Here is a 21,092-nt window from a genome sequence, read left to right on the forward strand (position 1 = left end):
TTAGTTATTTGTGTATCCAAAACATTATTGAATGATTAAAACAGATTAGACTCGGAAATTTGAGTGTTATTTAGGCAAAATAAAAGCCCAATATTGAACATTGGGCTTTGTTAGGCATGAATCGTTTGGTTAATCGATAGAGGTTATGCCGCAGCGTGAACTTGTGGGAAATCCAACGTAGGGTGTTTGGTCACAATGGAGTGATAGCCGTAAACCTGTTCTATGCGTTCCGGTGTTAATGCGTTCCATGGCGTATCGTCACAGACAAGTTTACCGTCGTGCAGTAGTACAAGGCGATCTGCATACTGGGATGCCAAATTAAGATCGTGTAATACGACTACAACCGCTGCGTTGTGCTCTTTTGCCGCTTGACGAGCGATTTTTAGTGTATTGTGCTGGTGAGCTAAATCCAATGCAGAGGTAGGCTCGTCCAGCATTAAGATCTTCTTATCACCGGATAGATGAAGTTGTGTTAACACGCGAGCCAAATGCAAACGTTGTTTCTCACCACCAGAGAGAGCAGGGTAGAGGTTATCAGCCAAATGCAAAACATCGGTTTGCTTCATGTATTGCAGAGCAAGCTCCGTGGTCTCTTTATTAGAAATGGACAGAGGAATCGCACCTAGTTCGACCACTTCTCTCGCTAAGAACGGGAAGGTCAGCGTGCTGTGCTGCGGCAACATCGCCACGTGTTTGGCGCTCTCTGAAGGCTCCCAGTCGTTTTTTTGTTTACCAAAGAACTGGATATCATTCTGAGACGGAATCTCGCCACACAATAGCTTCAGCAGTGTACTCTTACCCGCGCCATTAGGACCTAATAATGCGGTGACCTCGCCTGCACGAATATCAATACTGATGTCGTCTAGTACCACTCGGCTCCCATATCTCATGGAGATGTTTCTGCCAGACAGAACGATGTCATTCATTACAGAATCTTCCCTTTTTGTTGGAACAGTAAGTAGATAAAGAATGGCGCACCAATCAATGCGGTTACAATGCCTACAGGCAACTCTGCGGGTGCAACAACAACTCGTGCAAACATATCAGCGGCGGTAAGAAGTAGTGCGCCCATAAGCGCTGAAATAGGCAGCAGCGTGCGATGGTCTGGACCAGCAAGCATACGACCTAAATGCGGAATCACCAGACCGATAAATCCAATTGCACCACAGATACTCACCGTAATACCCACACCAACTGCAGACAACAGGATAAGTTGGCGTTTGAGCTTCTGTACTGGCACACCTAGGTGTTTGGCTTCTGATTCTCCCAAAAGCAACGCATTTAATGACATGGCTTTTCTCTGGAACCAGAACATCAAGATGATGAGAGTCACAGCAGCTAAACCAATCCCTGACCAGTTTGCCCCAGCCAGCGATCCCATCGACCAAAGAGTTAAGTCTCGCAGCATTTGATCATCGGCGATGAAGTTCATAAAACCAATCGCAGCGCCCGAGAGTGCGCTGATTGCAACCCCCGCAAGCAACATGATGGTGACTGACGTACCAAACTTATTCGTACCTAACCAGTAAACTAATACCGTGGTAATTGCACCGCCGAGGAAGGCGAAAAATGGCAAGGCAGCTAAGTTCATTAGTGTCGGGTAGTTTTGACTGAAATCGGCAAATACGACGATTGCAAATGCGCCACCAAGCGCCGCGCCAGCGGAAACACCGATGATGCCTGGCTCAGCTAGAGGGTTTCGGAATAACCCCTGCATCACAACACCACAGATAGCGAGGATCGCACCAATAAACATACAAAGAATGGTGCGTGGAAGGCGGATTTCGTTGATGACTAACTGAATATGAGGAGCAAGGTCTGAACCTGCTCCTGTTAAGCTTCTCAGACTGTCTGAGAAGCTAATATTCATTGGACCTACTGTAATGGACGCTACTGCGATAAAAGCTAAAATGCCAGATAACGCGAGTAGGGTAGTAGATAAAGGAATTCGTCTTAACAGCATTGAATCTCTCTACGGGTAAAGCAACTCGTTTAGGCGCTTCGCCTCTGAAAGGCTCTTAAGTCCTAAACCACCAACAAGCGCATGACCGTCAATTGTCACGATGTTTTTGTTCATACCTGCTGGAGTCGCGGCAAGGAGAGGCATTGCTTTCAGAATGGCATCTGCACCGCCCATTGTTTGATAGCTACGCCCACTCACAAGAATCACGTCTGGTTGCATCTCGACCATAGCTTCTGTTGATAGTGGCTTGTATGAAGAGAGTTTGCTTGCTGCTGGGTTTTCTCCACCTGCAAGTTGAATGATTGCATCTGGTGTTGTTTCTGACCCCGCTACGTTTGCTGGGCGACCTTCGTGAATCAGTAGGAAAAGTACTTTCTTTTTGTCAGCTTTTGCTGGTTGGTTGCCTTCCAGTGCTTTCACTTGTGCTTCAACTTCAGTTTTTAGCGCTGTCGCTTGAGCTTCGCGATGCATGATGGTCGCAATTTGGTCGATACGATCAACCAAACCTTCCACGTTTGCTTCTGTATTGACGACTTCAACATCAACACCTGCTGATTTCAATTGGTCTAGCGTGGTGTTTGGTCCCATTTCATCTGATCCAATCAATTTAGTCGGGCTTAATCCCAGTAGACCTTCAGCAGAAAGACGACGGTGGTAACCAACTTTTGGCAACTCCATACCTTCCGGTAGTTGGCTTGTTACGTCGACAGCAACAAGGCTATCTTTTGCATCAAGAGCAAGTAACAGTTCAGTGACAGCGCTGCCGGCACTGACCACGCGTTCATTTGATGGAGCTTCGTTGGCAAATAGGCTCGCACTAGCAAGCATAGTAATGGCTGCAGTCAATGCGGTACGAACGGGCGAAAGTGTTTTATTCATTAGTGTGTTCTCAATCTTATGTTCTTCTATTGCGACTCTTCAGTAAGCAGTTGAGTCGCTTGAATTCCGTTTTCTTGTAAAAAGCCAAGAAGCTTAACCAGTGACTGAATGTCTGCGGTTTTTTCCGCACCAATCACAATAGGTTTGTCGGTTGATTTGCTCTCTTCTAACAGAGCCATCGTAAAGTTTTCCCAATCGATGTACGCCTTACCGTTGATCGCCCAGTGTGGCTCTTCTTTAAGGATGTTCACCGTGATTGATTGTTTGTCCACCTCAGCCACAGCTTGGGAATCGGTGCTTGGTAGGTTCACATCTAGGGAATCTAACTTCACTGCTGCAGTGAGCATCAAAAACACCATTACGATGAAAATGATGTCGAGCAGTGGCGTTAAGTCTGGTGTTAAGCCATGACTGTTGTTGTCTTGTGGTGCCTTAATCATGAACTTCTCGCTTCAACATGATTTGCAACAGTCGCGACTTCTTTGCTGTTTTCCGGAGATACATGCTGTAGAGAAATGCCTTCGAGCCACAGATTTACATAGTTCAGAGTGTGTTCAAGCTTAGCGATAACACGATCTGCCCAAAGACCAATCAGTTGCGCGCCAGAAATAGCAGGTAACGCAATGATCAAACCAGCTGCAGTCGTACGCATCGCAAGACCCAAGCCATCTGCCAAGTCGTTTGGCGTAATGTTACCGGTAGAAGAAGCAATACCTTTAAACATGTCGATAAGACCAAGAACTGTACCTAATAGACCAATCAGGGGGCTGATCACGCCAATCAAGGTCAACAGACGCAGACCTGAGTGCAACTGATGACGTTTTTCTTGAAGCCAAATACCAGCCGCATCTTCACGCAGTGATTTAGAAAAAGAGTGATGCGCAAGCAGCATTGCAACACCACGATATAAAAGAGGTCGTTTACCCGAAAACTCATCCGCTAGTGCTTCGATGTCTTTGTTGTTGGTTGGGTCAAGCTTGGTCAGCTTTTGGCGAATCGCGCGTTTACCGACTCCTAGGCTAATGAATACTTGAAAGAGTCTTTCCGCAATGATCATGACTGTAAGTGCAGAGCAAATAACTAAAGGCCAAGTCATAAGACCAAATTGGGTTTGTAAATGTTGTAGCTGTTCCATTATCCATCCAACTTAAAACGAACTGGGATTTGAACTCGGTGAGCGACTTTGTGCCCGCCAGAAATATGAGGTGAAAACTGCCATTGTTTAATGGCACGTAGAGCAGAAAGATCGAGCATTTCTGCACCAGATGATTCGATAAGTACTTGTTTAATTTGGTTGCCGTTTTCGTCAAGCCAAATTTCATACAGCGCAACCCCTTCAATACCACGCTTTTGCGCTGAACGTGGGTAACGAGGTTGTACTGGTTGAGAAACAAACGTCGGTTGGTCAATCATCACAGGCTGTGATGTCGCCCCTTTCGATTGATCAGTAGGAGCCGCTTGTTGTGGTTGAGGTTCTTTTGCGACTTTCTCTTCCACTTTTTCTTTTGGTTGCGGATCTTTCTTTGCAACGGGTTTTGGTGGTTGAGGTTTTTTAACCGGTTCAGGTTTCTTTTGGACTGGTTTTTTCTTCACCGCTTCTTTTTTTACGATCGGCTTTTCTACCGTCTTTTTAATCGGCTCAGGCTTTGGTTTTGGCTTCGGAGGCTCAGGTTGTTTCTTTGGCTCCGGGTGCTTCTCTTCCACCACTTCTTGTGGCGTAGGAGCCGCTTGTACCGGTTTTGGCGCTGAGACTAAATTCAAGCTTACCGAGCTGGTGGGATTGCCTGCTGGCATTGCAAACACTTTTGTCTCTTGGGAGACAAAAAGAAGCGCTGCGTGCACCACTAAAGAGGCGCCACCGGCAATGGCATATCTTTTTACGTTCACGGGTAAATCTCGGTAGTAGGAATCATTATCAAGTGGGAAGATTATTGCTCGAAAAGGAAATAAGATCAATTATCAATTGCATTATCATTACGTGCAAATTATGATCTTTACAGTTTTTTTGAAATGAGCCTCAATCCTTTGTGTGGTGGGCTTTAAGTGAGTAAATATGAGCGTCGACATTTATAAATTTGACGAATCAATTCTCGGGAGTGACAGCCCCGATCCGCTGCGTTTTGCGTTTGTGAAAAAACACTCTGCGCACGCGGGTGGTAGCAGTATGCCTGTGCCACCGCCACAACAAGGTGAAATCCTGTCACGGATCACTTCTGAAACAACGCAAAAGAACAATAAGCGTTGCTTGTACATTCATGTGCCATTTTGTCGTGTGCGCTGCACTTTTTGTAACTTCTTCCAAAATGCTGCGAGCCGTAAGCTTGTTGATGAGTACTTTGAAGCGCTGATGAAAGAGCTGAAAGAAAAAGCAGCACTGCCATGGACACAAAGTGGCATTTTTCATGCGGTTTATATCGGTGGGGGCACGCCTACAGATTTATCTGCAGATCAGGTTCGTATTCTTGGTCAGGCAATTCATGACTATTTCCCTTTAGCCGCCGATTGTGAAATTACCCTAGAAGGACGTATTAACCGATTCTCGGACGAGCTGTATCAGGGAGCGCTAGACGGAGGTTTCAACCGTTTTTCATTTGGTGTGCAAAGCTTCAATACCAAAGTACGTCGTAGTGCTAAGCGTTTAGATGATCGTGAAGATGTCTTGAACCGCGTTGCTGAGCTCGCTAAAGAAGACAAAATTCCCGTCATTATAGATCTGCTATATGGCTTGCCTTATCAGACAAAGGAAGTGCTCGAACAAGATTTGCACGACTTTATGTCTACTGGTGCGCACGGTTTGGACCTATATCAACTGGTTGTTGGTGGGACAGCCCCAATGTTGAACCTAGTTGAGAAGGGTAAGATGCCGCCACCGGCAACCACGCCTGAAAAAGCTGGTATGTACGAGCTCGGTGCGAAATTCATGTCGAAACACCATATGAAGCAACTCAGTGTAAACCATTGGGCGATCGATAACCGTGAACGCAGCTTATACAACAGCTTAGCGAAGACGTATGCAGAAGTGCTTCCGGTTGGTTGTGGTGCCGGCGGTAACATCGGTGGTTATGGCATGATGCAACATCGCACGCTAGACACTTATGTCAAAGCCGTCAATGAAGGGCAAAGCACCATCGCGATGATGATGAAACAGAGCCCGCTAGAGCCACTCTTTGCTGCGCTAAAGTCAGGTTTCGACCGTGGCATTGTTCAAGGGAACAAACTGCCAAACTTCATGGGTGAAGACACCTTTAACTTCCTAATGCCGTTGTTCAAAGTATGGCACGACAAGGGCTTGGTCGAGCTTCAAGAGCGTAGCTTAGTGCTAACCCTTGCAGGGAGCTTCTGGGCTGTTTCTCTCGCACAGGCATGTATTCAGGTACTAACGTCGGAAATGAACGAAAACGTACCAAAAGTATCTAACATTTAAAAGAAATGGAAAAACCAATGGAATCAATTAAGCAACAGGTTGAAAGCCTACTAGAACAAGAACCGCAACTGTTACCTGCGGCGATGGCAGAGCGCCTTGGCGTATCGGAATTTGATGTGGTTGCAGCACTACCTCAAGAAATGGTAGCGGTGGCTCCGGGAGAGCAAGCTCAAAGCATTTTAGAAGGTCTTGTAGGCTTTGGTCCTGTAACGACGATTGTTCATTCTTTCGGCTCAATCTTTGAAGTGAAAGCACCGTTCCCGAAAGGCAAAGTGGCACGTGGTTACTACAACTTAATGGGCAAAGAAGGGGAGCTTCACGGTCACCTTAAACTGGATAACGTGAAAAACATCGCGCTAGTAAGTAAGCCGTTTATGGGGCGTGAAAGCCACTACTTTGGTTTCTTCTCTGAGTGCGGTAGCAACATCTTTAAGATCTACCTCGGTCGTAATGAAAAGCGCGAACTGATTGAAGAGCAAGTAACGGCATTTCGCGCAATGCAAGCTGAGTTCAATCAGTAGTTCCAACATAGAATTAATAATGTCAAATGCATACGACGCTTGCTCCATCCGCCAACAGTTGGGGTGGCGTCGTTTATCAAAGAATAACCGAGTTTAAATTCGGAAACACAAAACAAGTAAAGTTAGGTATCAAAATGGATCAGCAAGTTAAACAAGAGCGTTTACAAGGTCGTCTAGGACCAGAAATTAAGGAATTTCGTCAGGAGCGCCGTACGATTCAACTAGCAACAGTTGATGCAGAAGGTCGTCCAAACGTAAGTTACGCTCCATACGTACAAAACCAGGAAGGTTACTTCGTTCTTATTTCTCAGATTGCTCGTCACGCGCGCAATCTGCTTGAGAATCCAAACGTATCTTTGATGATGATTGAAGATGAGGATTCATCTAAGCAGTTGTTTGCTCGCAAGCGTCTAACTTTTGATGCGGTTGCGACAGTTGTAGAACGTGACTCTGAAATGTGGCAGCAAGTTGTTGGTCAAATGAAAGATCGTTTTGGTGAAATCATCGACGGTCTAAGCCAACTAGAAGACTTTGTTCTATTTAACCTAAAAGCAGAGCAAGGTCTATTCGTAAAAGGTTTTGGTCAGGCTTACCAAGTGTCTGGTGATGATTTGGTTGATTTTGTTCACCTTCAAGAAGGTCACAAGAGAGTCGAAAAAGCGTAAGCTGGCTTTCTAACTTATGATCGTCTAAACGGGTGTGAATGCCCAAAGGGAGTTAGGTTATAATGACTCCCTTTTTTATTAGAACCAAAGCACAGAGAAAGAGCATGAGACCAGTAAGTAAGGAACTTGGCGAGATTTGTTACCCATTCATTTATGAAGACAGTCCGGTCTGCGATTTTGAAATTACGGCAGACGAGTTGTGCAGTCGAATTGGGCTTGTGCTATCGATGGAATTAGATGATTTTAGTCGCGACGTCCTAACTCGCATGCAGCCAAACGTGTACCATGTGAACGGCTCTATCCGCGGCAAGCTCGCAATCACAGAAGCGGAAGTTGATGAGTTAAAAGCTGATTACGACGCAATCAAAGCGCGCATTGACGGTGGTTTTAAGGGGTTTGTACTTCCCGGTGGTCACCCAACTTCCAGCCAATTACATTTGTGTCGCTGCCAAGCCAAGAAGGTCGTTCGCGCATTGGTTGCAGTAGAGCATTCAGGTAAGAAGCAACCCGCCCCAATTTTGTTCCGCTATTCAAACCTGCTAGCTAACGTGCTTTATAGCTTGGCTTCCTATATCAATCACATTTATCAAGTGGAAGAAACGGAGTTTGTGTCTCGCAGCTACACGATGCCAAGTAAATAACGAGACAAACTAAAGTCGTTATGATGCCATCGCTTTTGCTTCTAGCTCTTTTGCGCCGCGCAGCATAGCTTCAATCAATTCTCCTGCATTGAACTTCTCTAGTGCTTCATGAGCGCCAACTTGGTGAGCTCGGTCAACACAAATCTCGCTAGAGAGAGAGGTGTGAAGAATACGGTAAGAGTTGTTCAGTGCGGAATCGTTTTGAACTTCAAACGCAAGTTCATAACCGTCCAATCCTGGCATTTCGATATCACTTACTAGAAGATCAATAGGGCGGTTTTCTTCTGCTTCTCGCTTCATTAAATCGAGTGCATCAGAGCCATTTTTGCAAATTTGATAAGGGATATTGATGCGATCCAACGCGTCACTTAACTGTTTGCGTGCAATCGAAGAGTCGTCAACTAAAAGGATACTCAAGGCTTTCAGGCGTTCACGCTCAATGTCTGTCAGCATAGGAATCTTAGTGTTTTCATATTGAGGGTAGATCTTCGAAAGCAGAAGCTCGACATCTAACATTTGGACGATTTTCTCTTCATAGCGAGTAATGCCAGTAACAAAGATGTTGTGACCTGCACTTTCTGGTGGCGTTTCAATTGCTTTCCAGTCACATTCGATGATTTTCTCGATACTTCGTACCATGAACGCAACCACCGTGCGCAAGCAATCTGTCACGATCAGATAGCAGTTTTTGTATTCCTCTTCTTGAATCGGACGGAATCCAATCGCTGCTGCCATATCAATCACTGGTACCGTTAAGTCACGAATCGTGACGGTCCCAATCACGTGGTGATGAGAATATGGAATCTTGGTCGTTGGCATGTAAGGAACAATTTCACGGACTTTAAGTGTGCCAATTGCGAAGTTCTGTTGCAGGGTGAGTTTAAACACCAACATGCCCTGAGATTGGTTCGCTTTACTTGCGACTTTTGCCATGAAAATAACCTTATCAATATCACTGATTTATGTAACTAATCTAATCTTATAAGGCGACAGCTTCAACCGTAGAGCGTGGAAAAATGAGCTTTTTAGGAAATAGAACAAATAAAGAGAGAAATAACGTTCAATAATGGGTAACTTTTCATCAACTTGTCCGCGAGTTCCGATCATTAATGGATGAAGATAGAGCCTGAATTTGAGAAATTATTGCGATATTGAAGCGTTTCGGTAAACTTGCGCCACCCGAACAGTGAGAGACAAACACATGGCAAATACAGCAGCCGCTTTACACATTCTGGTAAAGCACAAAGAACAAGCTGAAGACATCATTAAGCAACTTAAGAAAGGTGCTAAATTCCAGACGTTGGCAAAGAAATACTCAACTTGTCCATCTGGTAAACGTGGTGGCGACCTAGGTGAGTTTCGCCGTGGTCAAATGGTGCCACAGTTCGACAAAGTTTGCTTTTCAGGTGAGGTTCTAACTCCGCACCTAGTAAAAACTAAATTCGGCTGGCACGTTGTGAAGGTTCTTTACCGTACTTAGTTAATAGTTTCTGCCTAGAGATGCTAGGTCGTAGGCAAAAATTATTCCCTTCTGCGAACTATTAATCTACAATTCTTTCGCCTAAAACGATAAAGAGCGGTTGGTTATTCCGCTCCTTGCCCCGCAAGAATTCACCTTTAGATTCCTTGGCACTACTTTTAATCATGGAGTAGTGCATCTGTTGTGCTACTCCCAATGGAGTGCATTATGCCATTTACAATCGAACCAATTACACATAAACACATCGACTCTGTAGCTAAAGTTATTTTCGACTCGTTTGCTAGCAATCAAGTTGACAGCGAACATGTCAACGAAGAGTTTCTAGATTACTTGACATATATGAGTGTGACCAACGTGGAAAGCAATCTAGGTTATGTCGCAGTTGATAGCAACAATGAAATTATTGCTGGCGTATTGTGTTGTGACCTCAAAGAAGCATTATCTTTTGACAATGCTGATGATGATTCAATGATGGCTATTCTCAAAGAGCTCAATTCAAAATACTTTGAGACGCTTACTGTTCCTGAGCGTTCTTATTTACAAGTTAAGTTTATCGGTGTTCGCAATGATCACAGTGGTCAAGGTATTGCCTCTGCGTTGATTAACGCAGCGCTTAATAATGGTCGGGCACTTGGTTTCCGTTTTGTGCAAGCTGAATCTGCGGGTTCTCGTTCACAATATGTGTTTGAAAGAATGGGGTTCAGTGCAAAAGCAAGTGTGAAATATGACGAATTTCTTTTTAATGGTACGAAGCCGTTTCATGCTACAGAAGAACACCAATCAATAAAACTTATGATCAAAAAGTTGTAAGAACAACATCGGAGCAAATAACAGACTTTGAGCGCTTTAAAAAGTACAGCGTAATGAGCATGCTGTTTAGATGTGGTACCGTACTTAAAATTAAAAAAGCCAAGCATCACTTGGCTTTTTCTTTAGCTAGTACTCATTGCATACTGAGTTCCTGAATTGAAGTCCTCTAACCGTAGCGATGATTGTTCTGGCTCTTCGACAAAGACAAAGATTTCACCGTCTTTCTTGAGGACCTTCACGCCCATTTGCGATAACTCTAGTGCTAATTGGAATGGGTTGACGTGATAAAAGTGTTCTACATAACTCCATAGTACATAGTTCGTCAGTATTTCCTGCTCACCAAATAACCCTTCTAATGCATATTGCAAAAAGATGTGCGCATCGATCATTGTCTCGCCCGAGTTGTTGGATATCGTGACGATGGCAATTTCATTTAGAGCATCCAGTACTTTCGAAACTTCGTCTTCAAGGTCTGGGTAGGTATCTTTGTTCCCTCTACGGACATTACGTTGAAAGGAGTGAGATTCGTCATTCTTGAACCCAAACGCATGACTTGCTTTGTATGAGAGGCGATACACTGTTGAAACAGAGGCTTCGAACTCTTTTAGCTTATTGAGCACCGTCTGGTCGTCTGCTGGTACTTTGGTTACCGCCAGTGCTTTTGCTTGTTGAACCCGCTGATAGACCTCTTCTCCTGCAGGTAAAATATCGAGACAAGAGGCTTGCTTTTCTGAGCTTGCTTTCCAAGCGCCAAATCGAATGACATCGTCAAGTTTGAACTTAGATAAATCCTCATCGGTTTCTATTTCTAACGTCTCATACCAGTGCTCACGCCACATTTGCATTTCCTTCATGCGGTATGCTTTGCTGTACCTTAAATGGCAGTATATGTGGTACGAAAAACCAGTCAGAGCAAAAAACCAAGGCAGCCCTAGATATTGATAGTAATGAGATGAGTCACTAAAAATAAGACCGTAGATTAATAACCCGACAGAGGCAAATAGCGCTAGGATAAAGCAGATAAAATTAACGAGGAAAAACATATGTTGGTAATCGTTTTTATCATAAGTTTCTGCTTTAAAAGCAATCCAAGCCGCTACGACCATTCCAAAAATGCCTGCAGTAACCAGCTGAATGCAGATCGCGAATGTAACTCCCCAAAAAGACATGTTTTTCCTCATGCACTCAAAAATAAGCACAAATTGTTGCATATGTAATTTTAAAAGGTGACCACCCTATAGCTAGGTGACGACGCGCTTCATAGTTTCATTGCTCTATGTATTGTTGTGTAGTTCTAAAGTGTTGAACTTGATGGATTCTTTTTCCATCTAAAGGGTGATTAAAGGGATAGGTTTCACTTTGAGCGTTTTATTATTCGCACCAACTGTGACGTAAGCAGCAGTTTCACTTTCTTAAATATTTGTTACATATGGTCTTGTTGCGCTCTTTTCTCTCATTCTTATTGAGAAAAGGCGTATTAGCTCGATTAAGCATGGGTTATGATGAGTTCAATAAAGTATTTATAAAACAGATGCTTAGTGGTTCATGTTTTCATGTCTAGTTATCTCTATGGTGTTAAAGTGCTTTTAAACACACGTTTAACCCTTAACAAGGGATGAGCTACGCCTTGTTTTTCCCCCTAGCAGAAACACAAAAGGGGTGAGGGCGACGCGTCAATAGTTCTTATAATTTCGGCTATTGGATTCGCTCACGACGAATTTGAGTAACAATAGGTGAGCGAACGCGACGAGGAGAGAAACATGAGTGGCTTACAGGAAACACTATCAACAGGTGCAAATGTTATCTTGCACGCTTTTGATTGGAAGTATGCTGACATTGCCCAACGCGCATCGGAAATCAGCGAGCTAGGTTATGGCTCGGTGTTGGTTTCTCCACCGATGAAAAGCGCACAAGACGAACGCTGGTGGCAGCGTTACCAACCTCAAGATTATCGGGTTATCGACAATGCACTCGGTAACACAGTAGATTTCAAAAACATGATTGAAGCACTCAATCATGTAGGCGTACTGGTTTATGCCGATGTCGTTTTTAATCATATGGCGAACGAAGCGCACCTTCGTCCGGATCTACAGTATCCACGTCAAGGCGTGATGGACGACTACCAACAAAATGCGAGCAAGTATCAAGACCTGATTCTATTTGGCGATTTATCTGAGCCGCTATTTGACGAAAATGACTTTGTTGAAGCCTTTGGGATCAAAGATTGGAAAGACAAATGGCAAGTGCAAAACGGTCGAATCACTGGTGGTCCTACCGATCCTGGCTTACCAACTTTGCGTGTATGCAAGCATGTTGTTGAGCAGCAAAAAGCGTATTTAAAGGCGCTTAAGTCAATGGGTGTGAAAGGTTTCCGTATCGATGCTGCGAAGCATATGACTCTAGAGCACCTAAAGTTGGTTTGGACAGAAGAGATCACGCGAGATGTGCATATCTTTGGTGAGATCATCACCGATGGTGGCGCAACAGAAGAAGAGTATGAGCTGTTCTTGGAACCGTATTTGAAAGAGACACGATTGGGTGCATATGACTTTCCGTTGTTCTCAACCATCTTTAAGGCGTTCTCAAAGAAAGGCAGCTTTAAGTCTTTGATCGACCCGTACTGTTTTGGTCAAGCGTTGTCGAACCGTCGAGCCATTACTTTTGCTATCACTCACGATATTCCAAATAACGATGTGTTCTTGGATTTAGTAATGGATGAAGAGAACGAGTGGCTAGCGTATGCCTATATCCTAGGTCGCGATGGAGGTGTACCACTTGTTTACACAGATTTGGATACCAGTGGTATAAAGGGCGCAGATGGACGACCAAGATGGCAAAATGCGTGGAAAGATGCGCGTATGGCGAAGATGGTAGCGTTCCATAACCTAGTGCATGGTGAACCGATGACGGTGCTTGAAGGTAACGACGATATGTTGGTGTTGCAACGTGGTGAAAAGGGCATCTTAGTGCTGAATAAATCTTCACGAGCGCAATCACTACAACTTACCTTGAATAAAGCCTTGGTAGACATGATGACAGGCGAAGAGATGCCTTGTACTGAAGAGATTAAAGTGGCAGCAAAATCGGCGATGCTGCTTGTAGAGAAATAATACCCCTTGAAGCGCAAACTGCTTTGGAGTTTGCGCTTCCTTTTCCTTTTTGTCGCTTGGGATTGAGTGCTTAGTCGATGAGCTTCGCGACGATTTTTCCGACCGTTCGTTGCTGACGAATAAAGACTAGAGCTTGAGCGACGTTTTTTAGTTCTACCACTTCCAATTTTGGCACCATAACCTCTCCGCGTTCTAACATATGCGAGAATTCCACCCCAGCGTTAACCATAGAAGCAAAGCCTTGTTCACCATGAACATGCCCTGAGCCTAGACTCAACTGATGAAAAGTGAGCCCTTGCAGGAAAGCGCCTGGGTATTCTGTTGCGCGAGTTGTTCTTACTAGTTCAACCATTTCACCTTCAAAGCCAAGCACAGAGGCGCATAAGATGTCGTTGTCGCCACCAACGCAATCCAAAGATACTTCCACTCCTAAGTCTTCAGTAATTGACATAACTTGCTCACGTACATTCTCTTGTTTGTAGTCAATTACGTGTGTTGCACCCAACGAACGTACGAAATCATGGTTTGCAGCAGAGCTTGTGGTTATGATGGTTTCTACGCCGAAGAAGCGAGCTAACTGAATAGCAAAACTACCAACGCCACCAGAGCCGCCCGCAATAAAGATACTCTTACGGGTAGAAATGTTCAGCTTGTCGACAAGGGCTCGATAAGCCGTCCAACCTGCACATGGAGAAGCGGCTGCGATTTCTGGATCAACATCAGGATGCGTAACCAGCGTGCGCGAGTCCTGAATTGCGTATTCGGCAAAGCCACCGCTCATTCGACGCATGTTGCCATGGTAGAGTACGCGATCGCCCACCTGCCAACCTGATACCTTGTCGCCAATGGCAACGATTTCCCCCGAAACATCGAGACCACCAACGAATGTATCATCTATCCCGTCGACCATCTCGTGCCAAAGGTTTACTTTTGCATCGACAGGATTGAGCCCAACGGCATGAACTTTCACTAGTACATCGAAGCTGCCGTTTATCTCTGGCGTATCGATGTCAGTATAAGTAAAGGTATCTTGATCTTTTTGATAGGTGATTGCTTTCATTCGTTTCCCCAGAGGGTTTGGAACCCAGATTTATGCAGCCCAACAAAGTTAGAATAGTTGGAAATTTCCATGTTGTTCGATGCGTATTCCCACGCACCTTGAAGTCATTTCGATATGTTAGCCATCACATAAGTGAGCTAAAAATTATCATTTGTTTTGAATGTAATAAATTTCTGTAATCAGAGGTCTCTTAATGAGTGGCACGATTGGCGAGCAAGATGGCATCTTTTGCCAGTGTGTGGCGTGATTGGATTGCATAAACTGTGTCCATACCAACTACGCTGTGACCAACAGCGAATCAGTCAGAACATTAAGAGGACAAGCACATGGCAAATACAGCATTAATTACAGGCGCATCAGGTGGTATCGGTGAAGAATTAGCGCGTATACACGCCGAAAAGGGTGGAGACTTAGTGCTTGTAGCCCGCTCTAAAGACAAGCTAGAGGCACTGGCATCAGAGCTTCGCGATAAACACAAGGTTCAGATTGCTGTGATTGCAGAGGATTTGACTCAGGCTGATTCTGCTACACGTGTGTTTGAGCAAACCGAAGCGCAAGGGTTGCAAATTGATATGCTCATTAACAACGCTGGCTTTGGTGGTCACGGAAAATTCCATGAACGTGATCTCGTGGCGGACCAAGCCATGATGCAACTTAATATGGTGACGTTAACCAATCTGACTCACTTGTATCTGCAAGGTATGGTGGCACGCAATCATGGTAAGATCTTAAATGTGTCATCAACGGCGTCGTTTATGCCAGGTCCATTGCAAGCGGTGTACTACGCAACTAAGGCTTATGTTACTTCGTTTACCCAAGCGATAGCAGAAGAGCTGAGAGACACCAACGTAACTGCCACAGCTTTGTGTCCGGGTGCGGTAGCGACGGGTTTTGTTGCCGCAGGGGATTTACAAGGAGTGGAAGTCTTCAAAAATGCTAAGTCTCCTCGTTCTGTTGCTGAGTGTGGCTATAGCGCTATGGAACAAGGCAAGTTGGTGGCCTTCAACGAAGGTGGTTTGAAGTTCATGCTTGAATGGATTGTGCCTTTCCTACCAAGAAAATTGGTGCTAAAAATATCGCGTCAAACCATGGAAAAAAGTGCTTAGGAATCAGATATGATCAAGCGAGCGAGTCAGTTCAGCGTACCTCAGAGTTGGAAAGTGCTGCTTAACGATATGGATATCGACCCGCAATTGGTGCTGGCATACGCCAAGTTACCTGTCGACTTATTCAATCGAGAAAAGGCAACGCTTAGCCCAGACGAGTACTTTCAGCTTTGGGTTGGGGTTGAGCAAGCCTCTGGTGAGCGCGAGATGCCGCTACTCCTCGCTGAACATATGTCGGTGGAGGGGTTTGATGCTCCAATTTTTGCCGCTATTTGCAGTCCGAACTTGAACACCGCACTCAAACGGATTCAGCAATATAAGCCGTTAATTGGACCTATGGTAATGACGCTGAACGTTACCGATAAAGAAACAAAACTCAGCATTAGTTGCTATGGCCAACGACAAGCGCTGCCTAAATCTTTGGCTTTGACAGAAGTGGTATTCTTTACTCAACTAGCACGTTTAGCGACGAGAAAGCGGATGCAACCGCTACAGGTTACGTTACCTGAGCTTCCCTATAACCTTGAGGAATACCAAGCTTACTTTGGTTGCCAGTTGGTCAAAGGTGATGGCGTAGAGGTGCGATTTAGCGCTGAAGATGCGGCACATCCGTTCGTGACGTCAAATGCGCAAATGTGGAGCTTTTTCGAGCAAGGCTTGAATCAGAAACTCATCGATCTCGATTCCAGCGCGTCAACCGTTGAACGTGTTCGAGCGGTCTTGATCGAGTCATTGCCTGCGGGGAACAGTACTATTGAAATGGTGGCAGACAAACTAGCAATGAGTAAACGTACATTGCAACGCAAGCTCACGGCCGAAACTGAAAGTTATCAATCCGTGTTACAAATGGTGAGAGCAGAGCTTGCTGATCACTATTTAGAGAAATCTCAAATGTCGCTGGCTGAAATATCGTTCTTGCTTGGTTTTCAAGAAGTGAACTCATTCATTCGAGCGTATAGCACTTGGAGGGGAGTCTCCCCTGGGCATTATCGAGAGCAGCGTCATTGAGTACAAAACGAATAGAAAGGAAAAGCGCCGAGCATGTCGGCGCTTTTTTGAATGGTGCTTTTGTCCACACACCTTTCAAGTTCTGTTTTTTTACATAATCAGAGCTATTTCACTAAGTGCTGACCCATTACACCGTCGCCTTTTTCTAAGCGAGATGAAATGTCACCAAACAGATCCGGTAAGTCGGCTTTGATCGTGTAGTTATGACCGTCATTCAACTTATTAAAGTCCACTGAGTACTGTGTGTAGCTGTCATCATACTGATAGCGTACGTTCATCACTTTTTGGTCTAAGTTGTACACCAAACCATAGATGGTCGCGTAGCCGCGCATTTCACCATTCACAGGGCGGTTTGCTGCATCCAATGGGATTTTGTAGGTCACACTGTCGAGTTTCGCAATGCCATTGGTGTAGCTACTTGGCTCTTTAAGCTGATCCTTCATATAGCTATTCCAGATAAAGCGCTGAGCAGAGTTGATGTTACCCGGAATTGGGAACTCACCATTCACATCACTCTTCGATTTTGGTTGCGCTTCTTGCCAGTTTTTCAAGTGTTGCGCGTACTCTGGGCTGTTAGTCATCACGTCATATTGTTTGCCATGATGCACTTGCCAAGCACCATTAATGTATTCCAATACGGCAGAATCGCCACTTGCATCTTCTAGTGAGTAATGTCCCTTCATTTCAATGCCATTGTGACTGAACTGTTGTATTTGGATTGAATCTAGGTGCTTCAATGCTTCATCAACGGATGCAAAACTATCGATCAGGTAAGCGACAAAGCGCGAGTTTTCAACTTGTTGTTTTTCCGCTTGTGGCGCGCCAGGGTTCTCTTCATCCAAGAACAATGCATTAGCCGCAAAGCCTTTCTCGTTAAAGCCGTCAATAATGCCCACGCCGTAGATACTTACACCGATAGAAGCGTATTTCGATGTCCACGTAAGCGCATCGCCTTTATCGTATCCACGGTAGGTTTGACCTGCGTGGCGAACGTCAATAGTTGGCTGATTGGCTTCCATCCAATCCATGGTACGAGAGACAAATACACCGTGGTCTTGAGTCTCCCAAACCAAACGTGAACACGCATTTGCTGCGGTAGAGATGCTGCCGACTGCCATTGCGACTGATGCTGCTAGAAGTACTTTTTTGCTAAAACCTTTCATTGAATTGCCCTCGTAACGTTTCAATACGAGGTCATTATTACGTGGAATATTCACCATGTAATCTCAGTTATGTTGCAAACTTTGCAACAAAAGAATGTCGGTTGAGCTAAGATAAACGGGTTTATTGTTTGAGGATCTTCTAATGCCCAGAGCCAGTTTTGACCAACTTACGGCATTTGTTGCTGTCGCGGAGCATGGATCGTTTAGCCAAGCCGCAAGGGTAATCGGGAAAGACAGGGCGACGCTGCATCACCAAGTCAGCGATCTCGAAATTGATTGGGATGTGATCTTGTTTGAACGCAAAGGAAGAACACCAGTCTTGACGGAAGTAGGGGCGACGTTAGTTACTCAAGCCAAGCACATCCTTTACCAAATGCAGTCTTTAGAACTTTCTTGTGATAGCTACTCTCAAGGGGATGTTCCGGAAATAACGATTTGTCACGACATGTCGGTGCCGTGTGATGCCATCGCAGACATCGACCTGTCTCTGCGCAAGCAATACAAAAATACGGCGATTCATTGGTTACATCGCAGCCGAGATGAAGCGCTAGACATGCTTATGGCGAAACACGCGGATTTTGCGGTGGTACTTAACAGTGGTAAAGCGTTCCCAACTGAAGGGATGTCTTTTATAAACTTGGGCTATCCGAGGTTTACCTTCTATGCGCATCGGAAAAGCTCGATAGCGCAGAACCCCGTTGTGACTCTGCAGGACCTCGCATCACATCACCAATACATTGCAGAGAATTTCAGTACCAGTGCACTTGGCAATCAACAGGTGATGTCACCAAATATCTCCCGAATCAGCAACATTGATGTGTTGATGCGATTATTGAAAAATGATGGCTTTGCCTTGCTTCCTCATCATTTAGTGCAAGCTCATGATGAAAAGAGCGAATTTGTCCCTTTAAACATAGACTTTATGGCGAACGAAGGTCGTGCAGGTTATGTATTATTAAAGCGAGGCAATACGTTAAGCCCTGTGCATCAAAAGCTGGTGGCGTTGGTGACCGAATGGTTTGATAAGCAGGTTTAAAAACTGCTTAGCATTTATCGCAAGAAGAACCGTTTTGGTTGCAATCTGTCATGCGACCTTGTTTATCGAATGAGAAGCTACAACATTCTTCAAACAGCTTTTTCAATTCTACTCGTCCTTTCTGAACACGTGATTTGAGAGTCGAGTAGCTGATGCCTTGCTGTTCTGCGAGCTTCTTTTGGCTCATACCTTCAAGCTCAATAGAAGAGAGCAGTTGCGATTGCTCTTCTGGTAGCGCCTGCACAAACGGTGCAATGCACTTTGACAACTCTTGTTTAAGACTCGCTGCTTGTTCTTCAAACCACAGATCTTCAGCGATGAGGTCATTATCACGCTGGTTTCGTGCACGTTTGCGGTAGAAATCGATGATGGCGTTATTCGCGATTTGGAATAGCCATGACTTGACGCTCGATACATCACGAATATCCCCAAGATTCTGATAAGTCTTAAGTAAGATCTCTTGTTTGAGGTCGTCTACGTCATCTTCATTACTGACTTTAGAGCGCAAGAAGGCGTGAATAGCGTGTTCGTATTCGCTCCAAATCGATTCAAGGTTAGCAGTTTTCATTGATACAACACTCGTCACGCAGGAAGCCAATAACCGTATCTAAACATTCATACTCAGCAACACAATACAAAGTACGACCTTCACGACGCTGACTGATTAAGCCAGCTGAGGCAAGGCTTGAGATGTGATGAGAAAGAGTAGAAGCTGGAATGCCAAGTTTATCTTGTACGCCACCAACTGCGATACCTTCATAGCCCGCTTTAACCACTTCTTTATAGATACATAGACGGGTAGGGTGTCCTAGCTCTTTGAGCGCTTTTGCTACAGCTTCGAGTTCCATACTGACCTCTTGGAATGACTGACGATAAATACATTTCGATGATAGTGAAAGTGTAGATGAATAGCAAACAAGAAAATTTTAATATCTAATTTATTGATTAGTAAGGGTTAAATTTATATTTCGACATTTGTCGAAATATAATGATTGACGCATCGATTTTTAATTCTATAATTCGAGAAAAATAGAAATGAAGAATTCAGCTTCATTAGGAAATTTACAGTTACTGATGTGACATCAGTAGGAGATAAAATATGAATCCAGAAATCATGACAATGGCCAAAGAAGCGCTTGATATGTTTGCGTTTCTTGCAACCGAACTAATCATTCTATTCCTAGCAATTAGCTATATCGTGGGTGTGTTGCAAGACTTTCTAACACCAGAAAAAATTCAGTCTATCCTGAGCTCTAAAAAGGGTAAGGGCTACTTTATTGCAGCGTTGCTAGGCTCGATTACGCCTTTCTGTTCATGTTCAACGATTCCTTTCCTAAAAGGATTGTTGCGTGCAAGGGCGGGTTTTGGACCAATGATGGTGTTCCTATTTGCAAGTCCACTGCTTAACCCAGTGATCATTGGCTTGTTTGTGGTGACCTTTGGTTGGAAAGTGGCAGTATTCTACTTTGCTATTGCGATGACAGTATCAGTAGTAGCAGGTTATGTACTTGAAAAACTTGGGTTTGAGCGCTACGTAAAACCAGAAGCATACGAAGCAGTAGGTTCTTCTTCATGCGGTACTTCTTGCGGTGACTCAAGCAAGAAAAAAGAAGAAGCGAAACCAGCATCTAGCTGTGGTACCAGCGCTTGTGGTGAACCAGCTCCAGTTGTGGCGAAAACATCTTGTTGTGGTGATGCGCCAAAGGCGGAACCTAAAGTGGAAGTATCTTGCTGTTCATCAGACGGTACTGCAACAGCGACGATTGTCGAAGAGAAGCAACCAAGCCGTTGGGTTCGTATTTGGCACTCAACTTGGAAAGACTTTAAACAAGTGTTCCCTTACCTAATGATGGGTATTGCGATTGGTTCATTCATTTATGGTTTCATCCCAACGGATCTGATTGCAGAATACGCAGGTGAAGCGAAGTGGTACGCGATTCCGGTAGCAGCAATCATTGGTATTCCATTGTACATCCGTGCAGAGGCAGTGATTCCACTAAGTGCGGCGTTAGTACAAAAAGGTATGGCATTGGGCTCAGTTATGGCATTGATCATTGGTAGCGCTGGCGCAAGTCTTACAGAAGTGATTTTGTTGAAATCTATCTTTAAGAACCAAATGATTGCAGCTTTCCTATTTGTCATCCTAAGTATGGCAATGGGCGCGGGTTACTTATACAGCTTTATCTTTGCTTAATAAAAGTTAGACGGGATAAGCACGATTACTTA

The 21,092-nt window shown here is 44.6% G+C and carries 23 protein-coding genes; 11 read left to right on the forward strand and 12 right to left on the reverse strand.

The window, feature by feature from the left end:
• Positions 1-143 precede the first annotated feature (143 nt).
• The 6 genes from ABMY42_RS19720 to ABMY42_RS19745 are packed head-to-tail and all read right to left on the reverse strand — an operon-like array spanning position 144 to position 4,729.
• Positions 144-926: a heme ABC transporter ATP-binding protein gene (locus ABMY42_RS19720; protein WP_009696422.1), complete on the reverse strand. Its 783-nt coding sequence runs from the start codon at positions 924-926 to the stop codon at positions 144-146.
• Positions 926-1,963: an iron ABC transporter permease gene (locus tag ABMY42_RS19725; RefSeq protein ID WP_009696421.1), complete on the reverse strand. Its 1,038-nt coding sequence runs from the start codon at positions 1,961-1,963 to the stop codon at positions 926-928. Before ABMY42_RS19725 ends, ABMY42_RS19720 begins: the two co-directional genes overlap by 1 nt.
• 9 nt (positions 1,964-1,972) lie before the next feature.
• Positions 1,973-2,842, reverse strand: coding sequence for an ABC transporter substrate-binding protein (locus tag ABMY42_RS19730; RefSeq protein WP_005452534.1), 870 nt, complete (start codon positions 2,840-2,842; stop codon positions 1,973-1,975).
• A 26-nt stretch (positions 2,843-2,868) separates the two neighbouring features.
• Positions 2,869-3,282, reverse strand: coding sequence for a biopolymer transporter ExbD (locus tag ABMY42_RS19735; RefSeq protein ID WP_005452533.1), 414 nt, complete (start codon positions 3,280-3,282; stop codon positions 2,869-2,871).
• Positions 3,279-3,977 carry a MotA/TolQ/ExbB proton channel family protein gene (locus ABMY42_RS19740; RefSeq protein WP_005452532.1) on the reverse strand — a complete coding sequence of 233 codons (699 nt, stop codon included), beginning with the start codon at positions 3,975-3,977 and terminating at the stop codon, positions 3,279-3,281. The genes ABMY42_RS19735 and ABMY42_RS19740 overlap by 4 nt, the downstream gene beginning before the upstream one ends.
• Positions 3,977-4,729, reverse strand: a complete 753-nt coding sequence (locus ABMY42_RS19745) for an energy transducer TonB (protein WP_005452531.1) — start codon at positions 4,727-4,729, stop codon at positions 3,977-3,979. The genes ABMY42_RS19740 and ABMY42_RS19745 overlap by 1 nt, the downstream gene beginning before the upstream one ends.
• A gap of 166 nt (positions 4,730-4,895) precedes the next feature.
• On the opposite strand from ABMY42_RS19745, the gene hutW reads away from it, so the two are divergent.
• The 4 genes from hutW to ABMY42_RS19765 all read left to right on the forward strand — a co-directional run bounded on the left by hutW (position 4,896) and on the right by ABMY42_RS19765 (position 8,093).
• On the forward strand, positions 4,896-6,266 hold the full coding sequence (gene hutW, locus ABMY42_RS19750; RefSeq protein ID WP_009701463.1) for a heme anaerobic degradation radical SAM methyltransferase ChuW/HutW: 1,371 nt from the start codon (positions 4,896-4,898) through the stop codon (positions 6,264-6,266).
• Positions 6,267-6,283: 17 nt separating this feature from the next.
• Positions 6,284-6,787, forward strand: a complete 504-nt coding sequence (gene hutX / locus ABMY42_RS19755) for a heme utilization cystosolic carrier protein HutX (protein ID WP_005452528.1) — start codon at positions 6,284-6,286, stop codon at positions 6,785-6,787.
• Between the two features lie 134 nt (positions 6,788-6,921).
• A complete protein-coding gene (gene hutZ / locus ABMY42_RS19760; protein ID WP_005452526.1) occupies positions 6,922-7,452 on the forward strand; it encodes a heme utilization protein HutZ in 531 nt (176 codons plus the stop codon).
• Positions 7,453-7,556: 104 nt separating this feature from the next.
• Positions 7,557-8,093 carry an ATP:cob(I)alamin adenosyltransferase gene (locus ABMY42_RS19765; RefSeq protein WP_005452525.1) on the forward strand — a complete coding sequence of 179 codons (537 nt, stop codon included), beginning with the start codon at positions 7,557-7,559 and terminating at the stop codon, positions 8,091-8,093.
• A gap of 18 nt (positions 8,094-8,111) precedes the next feature.
• Here the strand turns inward: ABMY42_RS19765 and ABMY42_RS19770 are convergent, their stop codons facing one another.
• Positions 8,112-9,026: a chemotaxis protein gene (locus ABMY42_RS19770; RefSeq protein WP_005452523.1), complete on the reverse strand. Its 915-nt coding sequence runs from the start codon at positions 9,024-9,026 to the stop codon at positions 8,112-8,114.
• 253 nt (positions 9,027-9,279) lie between these two features.
• Here ABMY42_RS19770 and ppiC point away from each other — a divergent pair, with 253 nt between their 5' ends.
• Both ppiC and ABMY42_RS19780 read left to right on the forward strand, forming a co-directional pair.
• Positions 9,280-9,573, forward strand: a complete 294-nt coding sequence (ppiC, locus tag ABMY42_RS19775) for a peptidylprolyl isomerase PpiC (RefSeq protein WP_079722410.1) — start codon at positions 9,280-9,282, stop codon at positions 9,571-9,573.
• A 207-nt stretch (positions 9,574-9,780) separates the two neighbouring features.
• Positions 9,781-10,383 carry a GNAT family N-acetyltransferase gene (locus ABMY42_RS19780; RefSeq protein WP_009696417.1) on the forward strand — a complete coding sequence of 201 codons (603 nt, stop codon included), beginning with the start codon at positions 9,781-9,783 and terminating at the stop codon, positions 10,381-10,383.
• Positions 10,384-10,505: 122 nt separating this feature from the next.
• Here ABMY42_RS19780 and ABMY42_RS19785 read toward each other — a convergent pair whose 3' ends face one another.
• The gene (locus tag ABMY42_RS19785) at positions 10,506-11,552 is read right to left on the reverse strand and encodes a hypothetical protein (protein WP_274877194.1); all 1,047 of its coding nucleotides are present in this window, start codon (positions 11,550-11,552) and stop codon (positions 10,506-10,508) included.
• A 591-nt stretch (positions 11,553-12,143) separates the two neighbouring features.
• Here ABMY42_RS19785 and ABMY42_RS19790 point away from each other — a divergent pair.
• Complete coding sequence (locus tag ABMY42_RS19790) at positions 12,144-13,493, forward strand: alpha-amylase family protein (RefSeq protein ID WP_017818605.1); 1,350 nt, start codon at positions 12,144-12,146, stop codon at positions 13,491-13,493.
• Between the two features lie 70 nt (positions 13,494-13,563).
• Here the strand turns inward: ABMY42_RS19790 and ABMY42_RS19795 are convergent, their stop codons facing one another.
• Positions 13,564-14,553 carry a zinc-binding dehydrogenase gene (locus ABMY42_RS19795; RefSeq protein WP_050933682.1) on the reverse strand — a complete coding sequence of 330 codons (990 nt, stop codon included), beginning with the start codon at positions 14,551-14,553 and terminating at the stop codon, positions 13,564-13,566.
• A 326-nt stretch (positions 14,554-14,879) separates the two neighbouring features.
• Between ABMY42_RS19795 and ABMY42_RS19800 the strand changes: the two genes are divergently transcribed.
• Both ABMY42_RS19800 and ABMY42_RS19805 read left to right on the forward strand, forming a co-directional pair.
• Positions 14,880-15,659, forward strand: a complete 780-nt coding sequence (locus ABMY42_RS19800; protein WP_239212624.1) for an SDR family oxidoreductase — start codon at positions 14,880-14,882, stop codon at positions 15,657-15,659.
• 9 nt (positions 15,660-15,668) lie between these two features.
• Positions 15,669-16,667: an AraC family transcriptional regulator gene (locus ABMY42_RS19805; protein ID WP_080992732.1), complete on the forward strand. Its 999-nt coding sequence runs from the start codon at positions 15,669-15,671 to the stop codon at positions 16,665-16,667.
• A 104-nt stretch (positions 16,668-16,771) separates the two neighbouring features.
• Here the strand turns inward: ABMY42_RS19805 and ABMY42_RS19810 are convergent, their stop codons facing one another.
• Complete coding sequence (locus tag ABMY42_RS19810) at positions 16,772-17,887, reverse strand: linear amide C-N hydrolase (RefSeq protein WP_069687725.1); 1,116 nt, start codon at positions 17,885-17,887, stop codon at positions 16,772-16,774.
• An 85-nt stretch (positions 17,888-17,972) separates the two neighbouring features.
• On the opposite strand from ABMY42_RS19810, the gene ABMY42_RS19815 reads away from it, so the two are divergent.
• Positions 17,973-18,866 (forward strand): LysR family transcriptional regulator, encoded by an 894-nt coding sequence (locus ABMY42_RS19815; RefSeq protein ID WP_005452507.1) that lies wholly within the window; start codon positions 17,973-17,975, stop codon positions 18,864-18,866.
• Positions 18,867-18,873: 7 nt separating this feature from the next.
• Here ABMY42_RS19815 and sigZ read toward each other — a convergent pair whose 3' ends face one another.
• On the reverse strand, positions 18,874-19,434 hold the full coding sequence (gene sigZ / locus ABMY42_RS19820; protein WP_045486667.1) for an RNA polymerase sigma factor SigZ: 561 nt from the start codon (positions 19,432-19,434) through the stop codon (positions 18,874-18,876).
• Positions 19,421-19,714, reverse strand: coding sequence for a metalloregulator ArsR/SmtB family transcription factor (locus tag ABMY42_RS19825; RefSeq protein ID WP_005433559.1), 294 nt, complete (start codon positions 19,712-19,714; stop codon positions 19,421-19,423). The genes sigZ and ABMY42_RS19825 overlap by 14 nt, the downstream gene beginning before the upstream one ends.
• Before the next feature lie 251 nt (positions 19,715-19,965).
• On the opposite strand from ABMY42_RS19825, the gene ABMY42_RS19830 reads away from it, so the two are divergent.
• A complete protein-coding gene (locus ABMY42_RS19830) occupies positions 19,966-21,060 on the forward strand; it encodes a permease (protein ID WP_005452504.1) in 1,095 nt (364 codons plus the stop codon).
• Positions 21,061-21,092: the final 32 nt, after the last annotated feature.

It is taken from the genome of Vibrio sp. SSH13-20, from assembly GCF_040104475.1.
Classification (GTDB): Bacteria; Pseudomonadota; Gammaproteobacteria; order Enterobacterales; family Vibrionaceae; genus Vibrio; species Vibrio harveyi.

Coding starts and splice junctions, on each gene's coding strand:
- hutZ (WP_005452526.1), top strand. CDS start 6,922: ATGGATCAGCAAGTTAAACAAGAGCGTTTACAAGGTCGTCTAGGACCA.
- ABMY42_RS19805 (WP_080992732.1), top strand. CDS start 15,669: ATGATCAAGCGAGCGAGTCAGTTCAGCGTACCTCAGAGTTGGAAAGTG.
- ABMY42_RS19800 (WP_239212624.1), top strand. CDS start 14,880: ATGGCAAATACAGCATTAATTACAGGCGCATCAGGTGGTATCGGTGAA.
- ABMY42_RS19790 (WP_017818605.1), top strand. CDS start 12,144: ATGAGTGGCTTACAGGAAACACTATCAACAGGTGCAAATGTTATCTTG.
- ABMY42_RS19730 (WP_005452534.1), bottom strand. CDS start 2,842: ATGAATAAAACACTTTCGCCCGTTCGTACCGCATTGACTGCAGCCATT.
- ABMY42_RS19765 (WP_005452525.1), top strand. CDS start 7,557: ATGAGACCAGTAAGTAAGGAACTTGGCGAGATTTGTTACCCATTCATT.
- ABMY42_RS19785 (WP_274877194.1), bottom strand. CDS start 11,552: ATGTCTTTTTGGGGAGTTACATTCGCGATCTGCATTCAGCTGGTTACT.
- ABMY42_RS19830 (WP_005452504.1), top strand. CDS start 19,966: ATGAATCCAGAAATCATGACAATGGCCAAAGAAGCGCTTGATATGTTT.
- sigZ (WP_045486667.1), bottom strand. CDS start 19,434: ATGAAAACTGCTAACCTTGAATCGATTTGGAGCGAATACGAACACGCT.
- ABMY42_RS19795 (WP_050933682.1), bottom strand. CDS start 14,553: ATGAAAGCAATCACCTATCAAAAAGATCAAGATACCTTTACTTATACT.
- ABMY42_RS19725 (WP_009696421.1), bottom strand. CDS start 1,963: ATGCTGTTAAGACGAATTCCTTTATCTACTACCCTACTCGCGTTATCT.
- ABMY42_RS19780 (WP_009696417.1), top strand. CDS start 9,781: ATGCCATTTACAATCGAACCAATTACACATAAACACATCGACTCTGTA.
- hutX (WP_005452528.1), top strand. CDS start 6,284: ATGGAATCAATTAAGCAACAGGTTGAAAGCCTACTAGAACAAGAACCG.
- hutW (WP_009701463.1), top strand. CDS start 4,896: ATGAGCGTCGACATTTATAAATTTGACGAATCAATTCTCGGGAGTGAC.
- ABMY42_RS19770 (WP_005452523.1), bottom strand. CDS start 9,026: ATGGCAAAAGTCGCAAGTAAAGCGAACCAATCTCAGGGCATGTTGGTG.
- ABMY42_RS19825 (WP_005433559.1), bottom strand. CDS start 19,714: ATGGAACTCGAAGCTGTAGCAAAAGCGCTCAAAGAGCTAGGACACCCT.
- ABMY42_RS19810 (WP_069687725.1), bottom strand. CDS start 17,887: ATGGTGAATATTCCACGTAATAATGACCTCGTATTGAAACGTTACGAG.
- ABMY42_RS19735 (WP_005452533.1), bottom strand. CDS start 3,282: ATGATTAAGGCACCACAAGACAACAACAGTCATGGCTTAACACCAGAC.
- ABMY42_RS19815 (WP_005452507.1), top strand. CDS start 17,973: ATGCCCAGAGCCAGTTTTGACCAACTTACGGCATTTGTTGCTGTCGCG.
- ABMY42_RS19740 (WP_005452532.1), bottom strand. CDS start 3,977: ATGGAACAGCTACAACATTTACAAACCCAATTTGGTCTTATGACTTGG.
- ABMY42_RS19720 (WP_009696422.1), bottom strand. CDS start 926: ATGAATGACATCGTTCTGTCTGGCAGAAACATCTCCATGAGATATGGG.